Raw genomic sequence first — 18,239 nt, forward strand, 5'->3', positions numbered from 1 at the left:
ATCTTGAAATTTTGCTATAATTGATATATTCAATTTTGATTATAAATAACCCAATAACAAACATTAGACTTACATGAAATATCTGATTTTTGGTCTGCTAATGCTTGGCAGTCTTTTTACCCATGCGCAGACATTGAGAGAATTGAACTCTTACACCATCCAGCATTATAGCGAAGAAGGATTGCAAAAGTATAAAGTGGCTGAAGCAGCTTTTACAAAAGCATATGGTGAAGAAGGAACAGGAGTGGAGAGCCTTACTGAAGAAGAAAAAGAATTGCTGAATAACTTCTCGGAAGTTCAGGAAAGCTATTTTGATCCAGTGGGTGGTGGTTGCAGTTGGTACTGTGGTGGTGGTCCTTTCAGTGTCACGGCTTCATCTTTTCTGACAGCGCAAGGAAAAAATACATATGTTCCGGACAATGCCCATGACCTTGATCTTGAAACTGCTTGGGTGGAAGGAGTAGATGGATATGGAATCGGAGAGTACCTGCTTTACCATTTTAAGGCAACCAGCCCAAGGATAACTCAAATCATAGTCGGTAATGGCTATCTGAAAAGTGAAGCGGCATGGAGAAACAACTCAAGGGTGAAGACCCTGAAAATGTATGTAGATGACAAGCCTTATGCTTTGCTTCACCTGAAAGACGAGCGATCGTCACAAGGTTTTAGGATATCTCCTCTTGGCAAGATAACGGATGGCGCTGATAGGGATAAGTTGAGAGAGGAACCGGACTGGACCATTAAGTTTGAAATTGTGGACGTCTATAAAGGGGACAAGTATGATGATGTCGTTATTTCGGAGATTTATTTTGACGGAATTGATGTACACTGTTTTGCTGCGGGTACACGTATCAAGATGGCAGATGGTTCAGAGCAAAATATTGAAGACCTTTCTGTCGGGGATAAGGTAATTAGCTTTGATCAAAAGACAGGAGAAATGATGCCTGCAACTATTCAAAAGTTGGCAAGCCCATATCACAAGCATTTAGTCAAAATCCAATTTTCAAATGGAAGTACATTGACTTGTACAGAAGATCACCCGTTACTCTCAGCAAAGGGGGAGTGGCTGTCCGTGAATCCGCAAAAAACGCAAGGAGATTACCAGTTTGATCAGGTAGCCTTATTGAAGGCAGGGGATGCTGTCAGAACTGAGGCAGGAACTACCACAGTGATCAATATTCAGAAGGAAAATAAGATGCAGAAGACTTACACCATTGTTGAGTTGGATAAGCATAATGCATTTATAGCAAATGGGATTGTGGTAGGAACAGAGCAGCCAAAGTCAAGCCCATCAAGAGAGCAGTAGTAGAAGCCTTTTCTGTAAAAAGGACATATGGAACAGCCATAAAAACCGCTATCTTTGTCCTTTCACATTTAAACAAAAGACGATGTTGGAATTCAATCTTAGAGAAGGAGAAGAATACATACAGCTGAACCATTTGCTAAAAATTTTTAACCTTGTCATGTCTGGTGGAGAGGCAAAGATAGTTATCCGTGAAGGAGAAGTACTGGTCAATGATGAAGTGGAAACACGTGTAGGCAAGAAGCTTTACAAAGGTGACACTGTAAGTTTTGCCGGTAAGACTATTGTAATTAACGACTGAAGATAATCAGGTTTGACATAAAAAAGCCCTAAGCAAGTGATGGTTAGTCACATGTTTAGGGTTTTTATTTTTGGTAAGGCAAGGGTGAATGCTAAATTGAGTAGCCCACATGTAAGCAGATGTATCATTAAAATCGGAAGTTTTAAACGCTTCAATGATTTATAGGTTCAACTCCTTTGGAGTTGTGTAAATGGATTTACTTATACCGTAGGCTTTTGTCTACAGCTACTATTATTGAATCCCTTTGGGATTATTTCTCTTACAGCGAACGCTGTTTTCAAAGGAAACAAACCATATTAGCTCAGGATGGTAATCCGGAGTTGACAGTGTTCACTATCTCATAACCCTGAAAGGGTGAAACAGGGTAACATCATCATTTAGTACATCATAATATGTAAAAGGATAGAAAACCTCTATTCCAATTCGATTCTTGCTTAACCTAGGTTCTATGGAAACCATCAGTATCATTATTCCAGTTTACAATGACAGTGAAGCCTTGCATAAGCAGCTTCAGCATTTGGCGAATATCAAGGATCACCCATTGGTGGAAGAGGTGTTGGTAGTAGATGCCAGTGATGTGAAAATACACAAAGAATCAATGCCTACATGGGTAGTTTCAATCAACAGCAACAAGGCTAGCAGGGCAGTTCAAATGAATATTGGCGCAAGTCAAGCTAAGGGAGATGTGCTCTATTTTGTGCATGCAGACAGCTACCCGCCTTTGACCTTTCCGACTGATATTATCAATGCGCTGAAGGCAGGACATCAGGTGGGAGGTTACAGGATGTGGTTTGTTCCGGGGAGCTTACCATTAAGGGTGAATTCATGGGCTACACATTTTCATACCAAGTTTTCGGGCGGAGGAGACCAGACATTATATATTCCTAGAGCAGTTTTTGAGAAGGAGGGAGGTTTCAATGAGGAGTTCTCGATTATGGAAGATTTTGAATTGACGTACCGATTGACCCCCAAGTATGGCTATCATATAATTCCGAAATATACACAGGTATCATCCCGAAAATATTTCAATAACAGTTACCTAAAAGTGAGTATGGTGAACTATAAGGCTTTCAGGATGTTTGAGCAAGGAGTTTCACCTGATAAGATCAAGGAATATTATCAAAATACATTGCGATAATGTGGGCGATGGGTTTTTTTTTGACGGATTGAGATCCGCCTTTGCTGTGTTTTTTCCTTTTATAACCAAGCATTAAGTAATTACCCTCATTCAAATAAGGTTTCGCTCCTATGGAGCTACTTACTTTCTTGTTTCATATGATCCTCATCGTTGTAACCAAATAGTATTTTCACCTGACTTAGCTCCGTAGGAGCGGCATCTAATCCCCTCTATTTTTTCATTCCAAAAAGAAAAGGTTGACACAAATGCCAACCTCCAGCGAACTTATTTTTTAAAGGACTTTACTTCAACCGTATCCCCAACCTTGACAGTTCCTTCCTTCAGCGAGACTGCATTCTCCCCGAACATCACGCTTTTACCTACCTTTCTATATTTTGAAAGGGTGAATAGCGGTTCTTTTCCTTTTTCTGTTGTATTGGGATCAATGGTAGTGACAACGCAACGGCCACAAGGTTTTACCGCTTTAAAAGGAATCGTTCCGATTTCCAGGTCATACCAATTGTCTTCAGCAAATGCTTCTTCAACTCCTTCCACCACAATGTTGGGTCTGAAGCGCTCCATGCTGATGTATTCGCCATTGATTTTTTGGTTCAAGTCATCCAGTGAAGCCTGATTGGCGATCAGGTAGGGGAATCCGTCAGCAAAACTGGTTTCTGATTCTTCCGGAACATATTCGGCAGGAAGTGGACGCTCGCTTTTGTCTGTCATATAAACAAGCTGTACCTCAAACCCTAACTTATCAGAAAACCATTTATCAGCAGCATTATCCACCTTTTGAGCCATAAAAGTATCATCCCATACTGTAACAGAGATATGATCGCCGGCAGGCTGCATCGGAATTTCAAAAGTGTCATCGTCACGGCGGTCTTTGACAAGAAGATTTCCGTTTTCAAAAAATGGGATCAAATGGGCCATCTCAGCTTTTTGCCTTTGTGTCTGGAATTTTCCATTGGCATCCACAAGCATCCATCGGCGGTCGTTCTTGAAGCCTCTTTCCTGTGTGTGGGCTTCGTCAAGCAAAATTCCGCCCAATGATTTGATCGGGTATATGTAAAGTGCTTTTACTTTCAATGTATGTCTGGTTAGGTGATTAATCGGGTTAAAGTTAAGAAAGTGGCAGAATGAAGTGTAAAAAGAAAGGGAAGATTATTTACCAGAACATAATTATCCCGCCCTCATTTATGCGGTAATGCACAGAGGTCAGATGTAATTTTTTACCTGATTGTGTATGGAGGAATCAGCCTGCAGCCTTCGGGATGTGTGGTGAAAATCCGAAGGTGGCAGTGATGGGAACGTATTCGGATTTTGGAACAAAAAGGCTTTCAGAGAATGATCTGATCCATGATTGGGCACTGACAAGCGGCATTTCCTTGAACTGTGCAGCAATGTCAACCGTTTCAGGCATGTCGTCTTGAAGGGTTAGCATTTTTTGCAGCTCCTCTTCGTAAAGCAATTCCAGCTTTTCGGAGAGTGACTTCAGTGATTGTTCCCTGATCTTGAGCTCTTCTACCAGTATTACTAGATAGTTAAGGAAAAAAGATTCGATCCTGTACAGCTTAATTAGGCACTGTTGGTACTGCATCTTGTATTTTATTCGGCTAGTCCGATCAAGTTGCCCTTCTCCATTTAACCACTTGGAGATAGACTCCAACTCTACAGCCAATCGTCTGTATTGTGTTTTCATCTCCTGATACTTGGTTTCCAGCTTGCGGATTTTGACATACAGTTTCATCCGGTCGAGTTCTATTACTTCCCGTTTCAAGCGCAGCTTGTCAAGGTGCCTTTGCATGACGTCAATTTCAACGTTTGGGTCAATCATAAGCCTAAGGTTTTGGTTTTAGGTTGCTTTGAAGGAATAAAATAAGGATGTATCGGAGCGTAAGAAAAAATGAGTAAGTATAAGGACGTAAGGTAAAAGTTGAATTTGCATAATCGTTAGCCGTGATATCGGTATCAGAAATAGGGTGTGATTACAAGGCGTGGAGCAGCAGATCTTTACATAGAGTTCTTATCGAAAAATCACCTGTATCAGACAAGAAAAAATCATCGAATAGGCAGGAAGCGCTCTAATGGGGGATTGAATTGTATTTTTTTAGAACTATTGGATAAAAACCTGATTAGCTCTTTTGAAAGGAAAGATTTAAGTAGCGGTATAATTGAAATCGGAAGTTTTAAACGCTTGAATGATTTAAAGGTTCAACTCCTTTGGAGTTGGATAAATGTGATTTACTTATACCGCAGGCTTTTGCCTACGGCTACTATTGTTCAATCCCTTCGGGATTAATTAAAAAACGCAATATTACTGATGATCAGGGAGTTACCGTAAAACGCAAGTACAGTGTTTTACGGTTTTTTTATTCCCATGTTTTTGATATTCAATGCCTTACAATTTTGGTAACACTAGTGGTAACAGGGATTTATTGCATGTTTTGGTAACACTCCCGGTAACACTTGAGGTAGTCTTGGTAACACTTGCGATTTCATTTTAGGATAGATTGAGATTTATTTTTTTAATAACTCAATTTTTTTGTTTCAATCATGATTAAAAACAATTCAAGATCCATGAGTGTGCAGTACCTGGCACGCAAAGCATCAAATGGTTATGTTACGATCTATGCCCGTATCGAAGTGAATGGTGATCGGGGTACACCGTTCAGTACAGGTATCCGCTGTTTGGAAAAGCATTGGAATGGGGATATGATCAACCACAAACACGCCAGTGCAGACAACGAGGAACTTGCTATTATCCGAAATGAGGTCAAGATGGTGTATCTGGAGATGCGCAAATTTAGAATGTCTATCACGCCTGTAACATTGCGTGAACGTTGGGAGAAGTTTGTAGAGATAAAGTCCATAAGTCTGCTAGGTGTCTGGAAAGAATGGATCAAGATGAAGGGCAAGGTGCTTAAGGCGAACACCCTCTACAATATTGAACGGAGGTGCTTGCGGTTTCAGGAGTTTTTGAAGGAAACTGGCGCATCTGATATGGATGTGAACAAGGTAACAAGGCCTTGGGCTGATACCTTTATCAACTGGATGCGAAAGCATAAGTATAGTGTCAACTATATAGCAAAGTTGGTGGAGGAGCTGAAAGCGGTAGTTGCCTTTTCGGTGGATAAGGGGTACTTGTATGTTAATCCACTTCTGGGGCTTAAGTATTCCAGAACTACAGACGCTGAACGGGTGTACATAAGCAGCGATGAGCTGGAGGCGATTACGAAGATGAAGTTTTTCAGGAAGCGATTGCAGCGAACTGCCGACCTGCTGGTATTTTCTTGCCGTACGGGGCTGAGCTATGCGGACCTGATGGACTTTGACTATGAGAAGCATCTGCACTATATCGGCAATCAGGCTTGCATCAAGAAGAAGCGTGTCAAGTCAAAGGTTGAGTTTATCGTCCCGATTGATTCGGTTGCGATGAAAATCCTGAACAGCTACGATTACAAGCTCCCTAAGATTGGTAATAGTGGCTATAATATGAACCTTAAGATTCTGGCTGAGGTAATGGGTATTCGAAAGAATTTGACTACCCATGTGGGAAGGCGTACTTTCTCCATGGTACAATACCAGCAAGGGGTAAGAAGGCAGACCATTGCCCGCATGCTTGGCCACAAGTCTGAACGAACAACTGATACCTATTACCTAGACATGCTACAGATCAGTATCGAGGCTGAACTTGATTTGATCTTGAGTGCCTAAACTATAATCCTACCTGCAAGAATATCAACAAGACCAACGTAATAATTGAACACAAAAAAGTTCGGTTGCTAGCCGAACTTTTTATATTTTCCCTCCTGTTTAATTTCGTTTAACATATAGCCCAATTTTTTTATGAGAACTATATTGATTCTAACCATCACCCTAATCTTTTCAACCTGTCTTTATGCTCAAAAAGGAACCACTTTGATTGGGGACTTTAAGGCTGGTATGAGTAAAAAAGAGTATAGGAGTGCAATAAAGGAAGTGCCTGTATCTGCTTTTTTCCATAGAATGAAATTCAATGGGATTGAGTTTATTGTTAATGGAACTAACAAAGCCTATGGTGCGGGAGAAAAAGAGCTTAAAACATTTACTATGTATTCAGCATTAGATCACGATGCAACAGAGGCGGCCTTATTCAAACTAATGTCCTTATTTAAAAATGAGCTTAAATATGAGGTAGTCTACGAAAAAGAATATGCCAAGTCACCAGCACTTAGTAAAGGGGATTTGATGGCATGCTATAATGATATTAATGGAAATCGTGTTTTTACCATTACTATGGGAGGTACTTCTTATACATCAGGTGTTCTATTTTACTATATGTATTTAGACATTGAGTCAAAGAAAGACTTTGATTTGAAGCTAAAAGACTCAAAAGTGGATCATAACAAGGATGTTAATGATGCAAAGAAGATGCTTAGTGGTAATTGATATACCCTACTGTTTGAAAAGCCCTGGTCAATCTAGCTTTGACCAGGGCTTTTTTATTACTCCAGAACTGCTCCCTCTTTTGGCACCCTTGCTTCCATCTTGACATCCTTAATCCCGTCATGGGTTAACTTATATGTTAACTTTTTTGGGAGGTAATGGAAGTTGTTTGTTTGGTACCAGCTAAATGGCTGGTAGCTGATAATGTCTGCAATGGTCATTTTGGGCTTGATCTTGATCAGTTTGCAGTTGGCTAGAAACAGCATGGCCCTTTTGTGGAAAGTCTCGTATAGTCCTTCCTCATCGTCCCAAATCAGGGAGTACTGTATTTGGTTGTCTTGCCTGTTGGATAGCCTGATTTGTGGGTTACTGGTTTGGTAGTTGGTAGCCGTAACATAGTTGTAGTTGTTCCCTTCGTAATCATCTATTGGCTGATAGTCGGGAAAGTTGCTATGGTTAAGGTGTCCAATCCTGCCAGACTTATCGCCTGTTATTTCGGGAAAGTAGCGGAACCCATAGGTGAACTCAAATTCAAACTCCCCGTCCAATTCTTCCTGTATAGGAAATGTCAATGGAATATTGGTGCCTATATTCAGGAAATGCTCTTCACCTTGTGAGTGTGTACGTGCATGGGATGTGATAAGCCCTCTTCTGCGTACTTCTACATTATTGTCTTTGTAATAGATCTCCACTTCCATTAGGTCTTCGATATCAGGCAACGGCTCGTTGTTTGGGTCGGTATCATCGTATCGAATTTGTACACCTAAATACCCAGGGGTGTTAGTGGGTTCTATTGGCCTGACCAAATCAAAGCTGCTTTGTTTGATTATCTTTCCTCTATTGACCATATAAACAGGGTCAACGCCTGTGTTGATCTCCATCTTCTGGTCTCCTTCCCGAAAGACTACTTCTTTTGGATATCGGTTAAATCCTAATATTGGTTGCCAAAGCAGGTCGATTGACTTGTACCAGCTGGTGTTGGCTCTTACATAGTAGGTCTCGCCACTGGCAAAGTTTACAGGTGGCAAATCCTGATAGGTGTCCACCGTTCCGTTCAGGGTTGGTTTTGGGTCTCCCTGTTTGGTATTGTGTGAAAATGAGACCTTGTCTATATGCCCTTTTTCGGAACTCTCGATGGATAGGACATCCAAGTACTTGAACCCGTAGTTATTCTCATAGTATAGGTAGCCCGGCAATGAGTGGATATCCATCAGGGTTACTTTGTTTTGGACGGTATCAAAGTATGTGAAGATGCCGAAATTTCTAGCCAGGGCATTCAGGAATGTAGAAACTGTTAGGCTTGGTGGTGCGATATCGTAGGCGGTATCCCAATACAGCCCATTGTTAGGGTGGTCTGTAAACCACATTACGGATTTGTACTGCTCTGCCGGAAACCTGAGAATCATTTCCATCTCATAGCCAAGTGCTGCAAATAGCTGCTCCAATAGGTAGGTAGTTGAGATGCAGAATACGGAATCGTCAAACACGACCGAATCCTCATTTGTTCGGGTGAGGATCTGCTGAAAGTCATCTGAAGCAAACAGGTCTGCTACGGGTGTGTAGCCTTCCTGTACCAGTTGGGTGTTGCGGTCTAAGTAACCGATTATCTTGATGCTGAATAGCTCAGGCAAAGTAACCTCTTTGATTTCTGCGAGTATGGAGGTGTTGGAGGTGACAAATACCTCATAGCCTTTGCTGGTACAGCGTTGCAGGATGAGCTTACCGGATATAAGGGTAAATCCTTTGAAGCTGATTTGGCAGTCGTAGGTGTTGATAAAGTTGTTCTTGTACACTTCGGGCATATGCTCAAAGCCGAACACTTTTTTTGAGGCACCGGTATAGGGGATCACAAACGAGTAGGTATGTGTTCCGGAAAGGTATTCGAGGTTGAAATAGTCTGAGTCCACCACAAAGTTGATGCTGGTGTCTTTGTCTACTGGCAGTACTTCACCGCTGACGGTTATGCTGATCATCTGTTTGGGATATCGATTGAAAACTCAAAACTGTAAAGGGTGTCTCCATCTTGTGGGCCTTTGATTTTCTTGTCGGTGATGGCTACCTCTACATACTTGTCTGACAGTTTGGCCAGTACCCTTTCGGCCGACATGATATTGAGTGCTGACTGGAACTCGCTTTTGGATTTGAAATAGCCTGTACGAAGTTTCATCATCATCTTTTCTTCCACTTTCTGCACCATGCCATTGTCTACCAGTGTGGTGCTGTAGCTTGGCCCATAGATGGAATAGTCGTTTCGCTGGAACTCGCTTTCGCTGCTGCTTTGCCCTTTGGCGATCAGGGTTTCGAAGTTGCCGGAATAGCGGTCCCAATACAGGAGTTCCACTTCGTAGATACTCTTTTTGCTGGATGGGTAAAGTGTCAAGGTCTCGTTGTTGAAGGTGATGACCACCCGGCTGATCACTTTCCCTGGTTGCTTGTCTGCATAACCTTGCTGAGGAAAACCCACGGGTACCAGATAGGCTCTTTGCTTGATGGCCGAAAACACGACATCGTTGTAAGTGGGCGATGGCAATAGCTGTGTTTCGGTATGGGTAGTGCCGTCATCGTAGATGATCTTGAACTCTACCGGATCATTGGGATAGCCTGCCACTGTTACAAAGTAGTTGGCGGTTTCGCTTACGGTTCGGCTTGTCAGTGCGGCAAATAGGCTACTGCTGTATTGCTGGTTGATGTTGGCGAACTGGATCTTTGATTTGATGGCTGACCATTCCACTACATCCGTATAGGTGACACCGTCGGTGCTTTCCTGTAGCTTGAAGTACTTTAGGTGAAATGGCAGAAACTGGATGCTGACACTTTCCGGATTGGGGGAAATAAATTCGAGCTGTGAATCTGTCAGTTCGGATAAGTCAAAGAGAAATTCTTCCTGGTTGTTTCTGACCAGCTTTTGAATGATGGACATTTCGCCATATTCGAGGTCTTCCACCTTGACAAAAAGGAAGTCGTCTTCCGTATCAGAAAAGTGCATCAGTATGCGGTTGAGGCTTGGCAAAAGCCCTACTGGTTGCTGGATATAAGTCCTCATATTTTTACGAAGTTTTCAATTGTTTCTTGCTTCTCAACTTCTTCCCGGCTATTGGTGGTGTCATCATTTGTCCAGATGATCTTTGCATATTTCGGTTGCTCCCTTTGGGTTTGTAGCTCTTGAACTACCGCTCCTAATAGCATGGTCTGTTTTTCGAACATGCTTGTATCCAATGGTGGTGGGGTTGCGGCTTGTGTGCTGCCTCCTGCTGCAAACTTGTTGGCTCGGATCATCTCCAGCATGCCAATGATTGGTCCATAACTTGGAGAGTCTACCATCCAGTTAGGTGCTACCCATTCGGCTCCACGTTCGCCAATGATGCCATAGTGTGCACTTCCTACATGGCCACCACCTGCAAAGGTTCCGGCACTTCGGATAGGGGACCATCTGCCTTGGTCATAGAAGGTGGCTCCACCTGCTGCATATGTGGTACCGCCTGATACGGTTGCACCTCCTCCCGAATTGTATTTAGGTGCTTCCGGTGGCTTGGATTTGTTGACAGCTTTTAGGGCTTGTCCTATACCTGTGATTGCTGCTGAAATACCTGTAGCGATATAGGCCCCAACTACATATGGGAATGCGGGTCCTTTATCTTTTGCGGCCTTGATAGCACCTGCTGTCGCATTGGCAATGGCAGAACCTTGTTGGGCAAAGATTTCAGCAACCGCAACCGCTTTGCCAAACTTGGAGTACTCATCAATGTATTCGGCCACACTTGAAAGTGAGTTGGCTATCAGGTTGGTGCCTGTCATGATATTGTCAAACATCATCTGATCATACGCCTTTTGAGCGGCCATCCTCTTTTTATGTTTGTCGAGTGTTTGGTCCCGTAAGATATTGATCAGGTTTTGTTTTTGAACTTCAAGATCAATGCTCTTGGCTGCCAGTTGTTCTTCAATGCCAATCAGCTCAAGGTTTTGGTCATAAACCTCTTCTGTATTTACTTCCTTGGCTTCCTCTGCTGCGATACGTTCATCAGCAGCGGCTTCCTGCTTTGCTTTTTCTTCTGCCAGTCTTTGTGCTTCGAGTTGCTTGTCTCTGTCAGCAGCCCATTCAGCGTCATTGGCTTGCTTGGCTCTGAGTGCTTCTTCTGCTCTAAGGTCTACCAGCTTTTGTTTGAGCGTATCTACCTGCAAGGTGGTTTCCCTTAATTTTCTGAGCAGACTTTCATAGGATGCGTCGGACATGGCACCGGGACCACCGTCAATCAATGAATTAAGGTCTTCCTGTTTTTTGACCAGCTTTGTGAGTTCTTTTTCACTGTCTGAAATCATCTGAGGTAAGTCCTCAGTGGTGGCATCCTTGATGTTTTTCAGGTTCTTGGCGATCCTTTCATCGAGTGTATCATAACTCTCAATGATGCGGTTTAGCAGTGAAAGCGATTCAGCCAGTACGACATTGAAAAAGTTCTTTGTCCCTTCTACCAGGTCTTTGGTGTTGGCTGACAGTCGAGCGTATTCGGTGTTGATCTTTTCGGCATAATCGACCTGTTCCTTTTGCTTTTCTCCTAGGTCATCCAATGTGTCGAGGTTGGATTTCATGGCCGCATCAATGTTGTTGAATGCGTTCTCCAATCCTCCCAAGTCTTCCAGCGGGCCACCTCCCAAATCTGCAATCAGGGTTTGGGTTTGTTGGGCATTGAGTCCCATCTCACGAGCCTTCCGGATAATGTCCTGGAATATGTCGATCATGGATTCTTTGCCGCTGTTGATCCTTTGGATTACATCCTCATTGAATGCGTCGCCCAATGGTGCCAATGCTGCTTTTGCTGCTGGTGTTAATTCTCTTATCTGTTCAGCAAATGTTTTGACCGCATCAATTAGCTTGTCGTCGAATATGGTACCTTTTTCTTCCTGTACCATCAGCTTTACAAAGTCCTCCGCTTGAATATTCGCCTGTTTCATTACAGGAGTATATTCGTTGATTTTGCTGAGGAAATCCCCGCTTGCGTCTGCTCCTTGGAGGTAGCCTTTCTTGATCATCTCCAAAGAGTCCTGAAAGGTCATGCCATAGGTTTTTGCAAGGGTGTTGGATGCCCTTAGTACCTCGTTTACATCAGCGTCAAAGGTATCAGCCAAGGCTTTCGCCTGACCTGTAGCCTGATGTAGGGCATCACCTTGCAGCTCGGAATAACGTTGGGTTACTCGGTTGAGCTTTGCGTATTCGGCTATGATTCTCTGAAGCTCGGAGGCTGCCAAACCGATACCTGCCGCCACTGCCGCCCATCCAGCTTTTGCCATGCTGAAAATCTGCGGTTGGGCTTTGGCCATCATGGACATGTTTTGGTTGTTGGAGCGTGCTTCCTTGCTTACTTCACCGAGCCGGGTCCTTACCTTTTTGAGTTCCTTTGATTTATCAGCGAACTCTTTGGTATTGGTCGGCATCTTTTCGAGTTGCTTATTCAGAACAGCAGCAGCGGCTTTCATCTCTTTCATGCTAGCCTCGGCTTTTTTGCCGTTCATGATAATCTCGACGGTCCGTTTATCTGTATTAGATGCCATTGTCTTTGATATGCTTTAGAAGTAATGAAGCTGCTTTAATCCTTTCTTTTTTATGGTGGAACTCGCTTGAACCTATAGGTAGTTTTGCTAAATCATGCTTAGCTACAACTAGGCTCTTTTCAGCTCTAAGTATTTTAGATGCCAAGGTTCCAAGCATTGGCGGTGCTCCAACAATTAGCACTTTCCTTATTTTCTTTTCCATTACAGTTCGATCATTCGTGGAATTGCTTCCAGCAGTTCTTCAATAGCTCTGTCGCTTGAGTTTTCGAGTGTGCGTTCCATCAGCCTTCTATAGAACCAAGCTGTATGTGTTGTGAACCATGGTTTTGGTTTCCTTAGCTGCGTCTGTTTGTTTGCAGCTTGCATCATTCTTCTGCGTTTGTAATAAGACTTTCCGGTATTGATCTTCTTTTTGCCAAACCGCTTTCTTTTCCAGTTTGCGGCTGCTCCTTCGCTGAACTTCAGTCCCCGTCCTGTTCCCTGATCGACATACATACCCCGTCTGAGGTATGATATCTTGATGCTTTTGACCATCTGAGGGTTGGCCAGAATGTGGCGGTTAATGGATCGGGCTAACTCTCCAGTGTCGCCAATGTTGAGGTTCCGGAACTCAAGACGGTACTTGTCAAAAAGCTCATCGAGTAGGAGTGCGACCAGCTTGACGTTGGATAGTGCTTTAGCCATTGGCTGTGAATTTTTCTGGTTTGTACTTCAGGTCAGTGGTGCTGTTGGTTCGGAACAGGAAGCTGACGTATACGCCATAGTATTGGCTGGCGAGGTTGCCTATCTTTTCGATCCGCAAATCCTGAATGCTCATAAAGTACTTTGCTCGGTTGTCGAGCAGGTGTTTTTTGATATATCCGATACAATCCTCTGCAATGACTTCTGCTATTGAAATGGCCTCATCTTTTTCGTCGTCAGTGGTGGCTTTATCCAGGATAAAAAAACCTGCTGCACTGTCCCGTAGGTGGTTGTCTGCTCCGTTGTCGAGGTATCCCGTTTCGGTGGTTTCGACCATCAGCAGTGGGAGCTGTTGACTTTGCCGCTTTTTGCCTTTGGCTACCAAGAAACTTTCAATGTCCATGGCGGATTGGATGGGGTCGGCTCCTGTGATGATGCGGGCATAACCTTTTAAGTCAATATGGGCTTCCTGCATTTGCTTCATCATGGTGATATAGTCTCCGTGTCTCATTTCTTCAGGTTCTTTTGGTTTCGCATATCAATATCCAAGCTGATAAAAGCGGTATGCAATAGGGTGTTGCAGGTGGCTTGCCAGTCTCCAAACTTATCGCCAGCCATGCCGTTGATCAGTTCCAGCCATCCGTATGACTTTCCTTTGATTTTTTCACCGCCTTCAAATACATTCTTGTACCTGCCATTGAGCATCTTTCGGCAACCGTAGTAAAATATCCTGATAGCGGTCAGCTGGTCGGGCTTGATGTGTTTGCGGATCAGGTCGGCTCTCTGCTGGACACTTGGTTCTGAAAAGGGTATCCGCTTGTCTGTTTCGGTTGGCGTTGCGGTTGCGGGTCGCCAAAGGACGGCTACCATCTTGTATAAGAAGCTGATGTACTTGTCGGGGTTTTCGCAAAACTTGATATAGTAGCTGTCTGCTGCTGCAAATTCGAGCAGGTTGATATTGTTCAGCTTGTCATTTGGTCCGATCAGTTTGGTGCCTCTTAGGGTACCGAGTGAAAGTTCAGGATAGGGGTTTTGTGTTAGCCGGGTTTCATTGAATATGAAATCTGTACAGTCCCAAATGTTGATGATTTGGACATTGGTCAGCAGCTTGAAGGTGCTGAAAGGAACGTCCAAAAGTATTCTGAGCATCTTGACTTTTGCCTCCTTATGGCTTTTGGCTGAATGGAATACGTTGGCGATTTGGCGTACCTGCTTTGGGGTAAGCTCGTTCCAGTTTTCAGCTATGTTCCTTTTGTACTTTCCTATTGTTGCCTCGATCATAAGCGAAAGAAAGCCGCACGCCCAATGGCGAGCGGCTTTTTGGTTATTAGTTGACTGTCAAATCAAAAGATTCCATGCCATAGGTGATGGCCAGTTTTACCAGTAGCTCAATGGCTGCGGCTGAGTAGGTAACATCGAGTTGCCCGTCAGCATTGAGGTCTGAGGATAGATCCAGTCCCAGCAAGACGCAACCCTTTGTATGGCTGTTGTAGGTGCCGGAATGGATCAGTATTCCTGATCTCCCTTTCACTTCCTGACCGTTTTTCTCTGTGACATGAAAGGCTCTGTTCTTGTATTTGCCCGTAGTCCTGAGTGTACAGTGGTAAGTCCCAGTCGGGATGCAGGATATGTTCTGCTGATTGTTGAGCCATGGTAATTCTAAACTGCGGCATTCGAACAGTTTCTGCCTGTTGTTGTAGAGCGAAAAGATGCCCTCGGTCTGTTTGGAATTGCCCTTGATCCTTGTCAGGGTGGCTTTGTAGTTGCTCATAGATCATTGCGATTGTGTCGATTTCGACGGGTTCCTGATAATTAGCTGGCGTGTCTGGAATGTTCTTGATGATCTCCTGACCAGCGCCTACGATAGGGCCTGTGTATTTGGTGATCCCAAAGAAGGTTCCTGCCAAGGTCAATAATGATAAGATGGTGATAGCGATACTTTTGCGCTTTTTCCGTTTTTGGATGATGTCTGACATTAGTCAATGGTTTTTAGGTGAAGAATTATTTTTGACCTATAAGCAGGTCGAGCTTTTTATTGATTACTTGAAACTCCCGATTCATTCCATCCTCCATATCCTGTTGATCTTCCTTGCTTGAGTCGGTAATTGTTTTCATAGCGGCTGTGTTCTGCTCGATCGCAATGACGCTACGAATGGCGATTTCCTTGAAGTCATTGAACTGAATCCAGTTGACGAAATAGGAGATAAAAAGTATTGCTATGAGCAGCACTACAATGAATGGCTGCTGCTTGGCTTTTTGAATAAAAGTGCTTCCTGCTTCGGTTGCGAGTTTGGCTTCTTCAATCATATCAGTAGTACATTTTGGTGTGTGGGTCCCGACATTCTTTTTCATTGCTGTATTTATCTGAATTAAAGAAGGTGGCATACAGGGTGTCTGATGCTTTCTCCTTTAAATAATCGATAGCCTTTTTGAGGTATGCTCCCCCGTCGTTTTCAAGGTTCTGGCTGGTCATGTCAATGTCGCTCATGCTTGCCATTTTCTCTTTTTCGGCTGCTCCCTCGTAGCTGTCAAATGATCGGATGCCATTGTCTGTGATGATGACCACAAACTCACGGATGGCTGTTGCTGATGACAGCAGTACTACTGCCGGAACCAGCATGTCAATCAGCGTCTGGTTGTCGGCTGAGACGTTGCCTGTTTTGATTTCGGCTTTTAGCTCATCGTAGAAGTCCTTGCCTAATTCGGCTTGGATGTTGAAGTCTTCCACCTTGCGGATAACGGAAGACATACTACGGAATGTAGTCCGTGAACCGTGTAGGTTATAGTATAGCTGGAACTGGTCGATAGTATTGACAAAGTGCTCCTTGTTGATGGTGTAGGCATTTGAGGCTACCCATTCCGGAAAGTCTGCCTTGTTTGTTTCGAGAAACTCCAGTAACATATCGATCCCTTCAAAACCTGTTTGCAACAACTGTTTCTTGAGGTTGGCAATCTGCCAAGGCCATGCAGTTTTTTGCGTCTCGCTTTGGTTGATATGGAAACCAGACTCTGAGATATCCAATTGGCCACTTGTCATGTAACTGGCAAATGCCAGGTTAGCGAGTGCTGACTGGATCTCGTCCAATAGCTCCTGCTCAATATCTGTCAGTGTAGCAGGGTCGGCTTCGTACTTGTCATTGATGCGGTCATACAATGCCTTGCTGATCACTGGAATGATATGCTTGCGCTCTGTCCTGCGGATGGCAGGTTTTATCAGGTCGATATCAAAGTCATCCTTGACGTTGTCAAGATTGTTGGCCAGTTCTTCAGGTGTAGAGATTAACATATTAGCTATTGGTTTTCTCGGTTACTTCAGCGCCTGAGTCAAGCTTGTTAATCAGGCTGTTTTTGAATTTCACTTCATACTCCCACCCATTGTAGTCGAATATGAACTGCACCGGCTCCAAGATGATATCCTGGTCAGGCTGAGAAGTGAGGATGTAGTTGTTGAAAGCTACTCGTTGCTCCGAGCCGCCAGCGTTACCCATCTGCTTTCCTGGTGTACTACCAATAAGCGTTGGGTGAACTCCTGCTGCGAATAGGGTGTGTGAGCTGGCTTCCTGCGAATCCTCGATATAGGCACCGTCTTTCAGCTTATTGTCAATTGGGGTAATGGTCCAACCCTTTCGGATGTTACCCATTCCGTCATCATCTGTAGCAGTCATGATGGCTTTCATGGCATTATCAGTACCAGTCATGGTTTCAGTAAACCATTCCATTTCTTTCTTTACTGTAGCTACCTTTTCACTGGTTGACATGGTGCCCCATTCTTCGTACTTGTCCTCCCACCACCATTTAGCTATTTCTATATGGAATGCGGGTGTTAGCTGATTCTTGAGTGCAGCTTTCTTGAACTCAGGAATACCCATGGCTACTTCGTACCAACCGGACTTACGGACGGTATCCCATGCAGGGAGCGGATAGTATTCCTCATCGATTGCCGGGAATGATAGGGGATAGATCAGCTTATCTGCTTTACTATCTTTTACCGATTGTATAGGGTCATACTCTACATTGATGACATCAACAATGGTCTGGTCTTCTTCCTTGGCTGCTTTCCAGTCCGGATTGATATAGCATTTCTTGAGTGGGCCACTCTTTATCAGGCCCCATCTGCACCATGCTGCTTTGATGCGGTTGATGTTGGCTATCTTATTACGGCCATTACCCATGATCAATTCAGGGAACACTGTATGGTAATAGAAGTAGTCCAGGCAAGCAGGGAACAGGTACATACGCTTGAAGTTGGTTCTCTTGAGCCATTCCTCCACTTCCTTGTCCTGCTTGCGGATAAACGTCTCGTTGCCCTTATCATCTATCTCAGTGACACCGTACACCATACCGCCAGCATATAGGGCCTTGGCTTTCCACTCCAATGTCCGTTTGAGTATTGTTGAGCGGCTTACATCCTCGTACATCTCTTGTGGTCTGAGGTTGTTCTTTCCCCAGTGTGCTATCTCTGTATTACCTGATGAACTGCTGCTGGAAGTCTTGGAGGTTGGACCAATGTTGGTCTTGACCAATGCATTGACACCACCACCGATGTAAGCAGCAGCTCCGTTCTCACTGATATATATGCTCTGTGCGCTCATTAGCTAGGGATTACTCGGTGATCATTAAAATGTGTCATCAGGAAAATGCAGAACTCTCGGATCTTCCCGGCTTTGGTCTTCACCCTGCGATTCCCATGTACATGGCTGATACCCTGCAACTGGCAATCCGAAAGGTGAACTATTTCACCCCCACGGTTACGGTTGCTGTCAGCAGTGACAAATGTGATGGAAAAGACTGCTCCTTCTTTCCTCATCATCTCTATTGCGTGCGTTCTAGTGATTGTATTTTCCATAGGGTGAACTGTCATA

General features: G+C 43.9%; 19 protein-coding genes. 5 read left to right on the plus strand and 14 right to left on the minus strand.

Annotated elements, in window-relative coordinates; genetic code table 11:
• Positions 1-73 precede the first annotated feature (73 nt).
• The 3 genes from V6R21_RS32190 (at position 74) to V6R21_RS32200 (ending at position 2,742) form a co-directional block, all read left to right on the plus strand.
• The gene (locus V6R21_RS32190; RefSeq protein ID WP_334247580.1) at positions 74-1,306 is read left to right on the plus strand and encodes an NADase-type glycan-binding domain-containing protein; all 1,233 of its coding nucleotides are present in this window, start codon (positions 74-76) and stop codon (positions 1,304-1,306) included.
• Between the two features lie 82 nt (positions 1,307-1,388).
• Positions 1,389-1,604 carry an RNA-binding S4 domain-containing protein gene (locus V6R21_RS32195; protein WP_334247581.1) on the plus strand — a complete coding sequence of 72 codons (216 nt, stop codon included), beginning with the start codon at positions 1,389-1,391 and terminating at the stop codon, positions 1,602-1,604.
• 448 nt (positions 1,605-2,052) lie between these two features.
• Complete coding sequence (locus V6R21_RS32200; protein WP_334247582.1) at positions 2,053-2,742, plus strand: TIGR04283 family arsenosugar biosynthesis glycosyltransferase; 690 nt, start codon at positions 2,053-2,055, stop codon at positions 2,740-2,742.
• Between the two features lie 264 nt (positions 2,743-3,006).
• Here V6R21_RS32200 and V6R21_RS32205 read toward each other — a convergent pair whose 3' ends face one another.
• Both V6R21_RS32205 and V6R21_RS32210 read right to left on the minus strand, forming a co-directional pair.
• On the minus strand, positions 3,007-3,813 hold the full coding sequence (locus tag V6R21_RS32205; RefSeq protein WP_334247583.1) for an MOSC domain-containing protein: 807 nt from the start codon (positions 3,811-3,813) through the stop codon (positions 3,007-3,009).
• Positions 3,814-3,979: 166 nt separating this feature from the next.
• Positions 3,980-4,561 carry a hypothetical protein gene (locus V6R21_RS32210; protein WP_334247584.1) on the minus strand — a complete coding sequence of 194 codons (582 nt, stop codon included), beginning with the start codon at positions 4,559-4,561 and terminating at the stop codon, positions 3,980-3,982.
• Between the two features lie 719 nt (positions 4,562-5,280).
• On the opposite strand from V6R21_RS32210, the gene V6R21_RS32215 reads away from it, so the two are divergent.
• Positions 5,281-6,441, plus strand: coding sequence for a site-specific integrase (locus V6R21_RS32215; protein WP_334241681.1), 1,161 nt, complete (start codon positions 5,281-5,283; stop codon positions 6,439-6,441).
• A 132-nt stretch (positions 6,442-6,573) separates the two neighbouring features.
• Positions 6,574-7,155, plus strand: coding sequence for a hypothetical protein (locus V6R21_RS32220; protein ID WP_334241683.1), 582 nt, complete (start codon positions 6,574-6,576; stop codon positions 7,153-7,155).
• A 56-nt stretch (positions 7,156-7,211) separates the two neighbouring features.
• On the opposite strand, the gene V6R21_RS32225 is transcribed toward V6R21_RS32220, so the two are convergent.
• The 12 genes from V6R21_RS32225 to V6R21_RS32280 all read right to left on the minus strand — a co-directional run bounded on the left by V6R21_RS32225 (position 7,212) and on the right by V6R21_RS32280 (position 18,223).
• Positions 7,212-9,125, minus strand: a complete 1,914-nt coding sequence (locus V6R21_RS32225) for a hypothetical protein (RefSeq protein ID WP_334241686.1) — start codon at positions 9,123-9,125, stop codon at positions 7,212-7,214.
• Entirely contained in the window at positions 9,122-10,195 is a 1,074-nt protein-coding gene (locus tag V6R21_RS32230) for a hypothetical protein (protein WP_334241688.1), read from the minus strand. The genes V6R21_RS32225 and V6R21_RS32230 overlap by 4 nt, the downstream gene beginning before the upstream one ends.
• Positions 10,192-12,696, minus strand: a complete 2,505-nt coding sequence (locus tag V6R21_RS32235; protein ID WP_334241690.1) for a phage tail tape measure protein — start codon at positions 12,694-12,696, stop codon at positions 10,192-10,194. Before V6R21_RS32235 ends, V6R21_RS32230 begins: the two co-directional genes overlap by 4 nt.
• A complete protein-coding gene (locus V6R21_RS32240; protein WP_334241692.1) occupies positions 12,686-12,898 on the minus strand; it encodes a hypothetical protein in 213 nt (70 codons plus the stop codon). The genes V6R21_RS32235 and V6R21_RS32240 overlap by 11 nt, the downstream gene beginning before the upstream one ends.
• Complete coding sequence (locus V6R21_RS32245) at positions 12,898-13,380, minus strand: hypothetical protein (RefSeq protein WP_334241694.1); 483 nt, start codon at positions 13,378-13,380, stop codon at positions 12,898-12,900. Before V6R21_RS32245 ends, V6R21_RS32240 begins: the two co-directional genes overlap by 1 nt.
• Positions 13,373-13,888: a hypothetical protein gene (locus tag V6R21_RS32250; RefSeq protein ID WP_334241696.1), complete on the minus strand. Its 516-nt coding sequence runs from the start codon at positions 13,886-13,888 to the stop codon at positions 13,373-13,375. Before V6R21_RS32250 ends, V6R21_RS32245 begins: the two co-directional genes overlap by 8 nt.
• Positions 13,885-14,658 (minus strand): hypothetical protein, encoded by a 774-nt coding sequence (locus tag V6R21_RS32255; RefSeq protein WP_334241698.1) that lies wholly within the window; start codon positions 14,656-14,658, stop codon positions 13,885-13,887. The genes V6R21_RS32250 and V6R21_RS32255 overlap by 4 nt, the downstream gene beginning before the upstream one ends.
• Before the next feature lie 46 nt (positions 14,659-14,704).
• Positions 14,705-15,148, minus strand: coding sequence for a DUF5675 family protein (locus V6R21_RS32260; protein ID WP_334241700.1), 444 nt, complete (start codon positions 15,146-15,148; stop codon positions 14,705-14,707).
• A gap of 230 nt (positions 15,149-15,378) precedes the next feature.
• On the minus strand, positions 15,379-15,684 hold the full coding sequence (locus tag V6R21_RS32265; RefSeq protein ID WP_334241701.1) for a hypothetical protein: 306 nt from the start codon (positions 15,682-15,684) through the stop codon (positions 15,379-15,381).
• A gap of 1 nt (position 15,685) precedes the next feature.
• Entirely contained in the window at positions 15,686-16,663 is a 978-nt protein-coding gene (locus V6R21_RS32270) for a DUF6712 family protein (RefSeq protein WP_334241703.1), read from the minus strand.
• 1 nt (position 16,664) lies between these two features.
• Entirely contained in the window at positions 16,665-17,969 is a 1,305-nt protein-coding gene (locus V6R21_RS32275) for a hypothetical protein (RefSeq protein ID WP_334241705.1), read from the minus strand.
• A complete protein-coding gene (locus V6R21_RS32280; protein WP_334241707.1) occupies positions 17,969-18,223 on the minus strand; it encodes a hypothetical protein in 255 nt (84 codons plus the stop codon). The genes V6R21_RS32275 and V6R21_RS32280 overlap by 1 nt, the downstream gene beginning before the upstream one ends.
• Positions 18,224-18,239: the final 16 nt, after the last annotated feature.

Origin of the sequence: Limibacter armeniacum, assembly GCF_036880985.1 — a bacterium.
GTDB classification, from domain to species: Bacteria; Bacteroidota; Bacteroidia; order Cytophagales; family Flammeovirgaceae; genus Limibacter; species Limibacter armeniacum.

Coding starts and splice junctions, on each gene's coding strand:
- V6R21_RS32215 (WP_334241681.1), top strand. CDS start 5,281: ATGATTAAAAACAATTCAAGATCCATGAGTGTGCAGTACCTGGCACGC.
- V6R21_RS32260 (WP_334241700.1), bottom strand. CDS start 15,148: ATGAGCAACTACAAAGCCACCCTGACAAGGATCAAGGGCAATTCCAAA.
- V6R21_RS32250 (WP_334241696.1), bottom strand. CDS start 13,888: ATGAGACACGGAGACTATATCACCATGATGAAGCAAATGCAGGAAGCC.
- V6R21_RS32220 (WP_334241683.1), top strand. CDS start 6,574: ATGAGAACTATATTGATTCTAACCATCACCCTAATCTTTTCAACCTGT.
- V6R21_RS32275 (WP_334241705.1), bottom strand. CDS start 17,969: ATGAGCGCACAGAGCATATATATCAGTGAGAACGGAGCTGCTGCTTAC.
- V6R21_RS32225 (WP_334241686.1), bottom strand. CDS start 9,125: ATGATCAGCATAACCGTCAGCGGTGAAGTACTGCCAGTAGACAAAGAC.
- V6R21_RS32195 (WP_334247581.1), top strand. CDS start 1,389: ATGTTGGAATTCAATCTTAGAGAAGGAGAAGAATACATACAGCTGAAC.
- V6R21_RS32280 (WP_334241707.1), bottom strand. CDS start 18,223: ATGGAAAATACAATCACTAGAACGCACGCAATAGAGATGATGAGGAAA.
- V6R21_RS32235 (WP_334241690.1), bottom strand. CDS start 12,696: ATGGCATCTAATACAGATAAACGGACCGTCGAGATTATCATGAACGGC.
- V6R21_RS32230 (WP_334241688.1), bottom strand. CDS start 10,195: ATGAGGACTTATATCCAGCAACCAGTAGGGCTTTTGCCAAGCCTCAAC.
- V6R21_RS32200 (WP_334247582.1), top strand. CDS start 2,053: ATGGAAACCATCAGTATCATTATTCCAGTTTACAATGACAGTGAAGCC.
- V6R21_RS32265 (WP_334241701.1), bottom strand. CDS start 15,684: ATGATTGAAGAAGCCAAACTCGCAACCGAAGCAGGAAGCACTTTTATT.
- V6R21_RS32190 (WP_334247580.1), top strand. CDS start 74: ATGAAATATCTGATTTTTGGTCTGCTAATGCTTGGCAGTCTTTTTACC.
- V6R21_RS32255 (WP_334241698.1), bottom strand. CDS start 14,658: ATGATCGAGGCAACAATAGGAAAGTACAAAAGGAACATAGCTGAAAAC.
- V6R21_RS32245 (WP_334241694.1), bottom strand. CDS start 13,380: ATGGCTAAAGCACTATCCAACGTCAAGCTGGTCGCACTCCTACTCGAT.
- V6R21_RS32270 (WP_334241703.1), bottom strand. CDS start 16,663: ATGTTAATCTCTACACCTGAAGAACTGGCCAACAATCTTGACAACGTC.
- V6R21_RS32240 (WP_334241692.1), bottom strand. CDS start 12,898: ATGGAAAAGAAAATAAGGAAAGTGCTAATTGTTGGAGCACCGCCAATG.
- V6R21_RS32210 (WP_334247584.1), bottom strand. CDS start 4,561: ATGATTGACCCAAACGTTGAAATTGACGTCATGCAAAGGCACCTTGAC.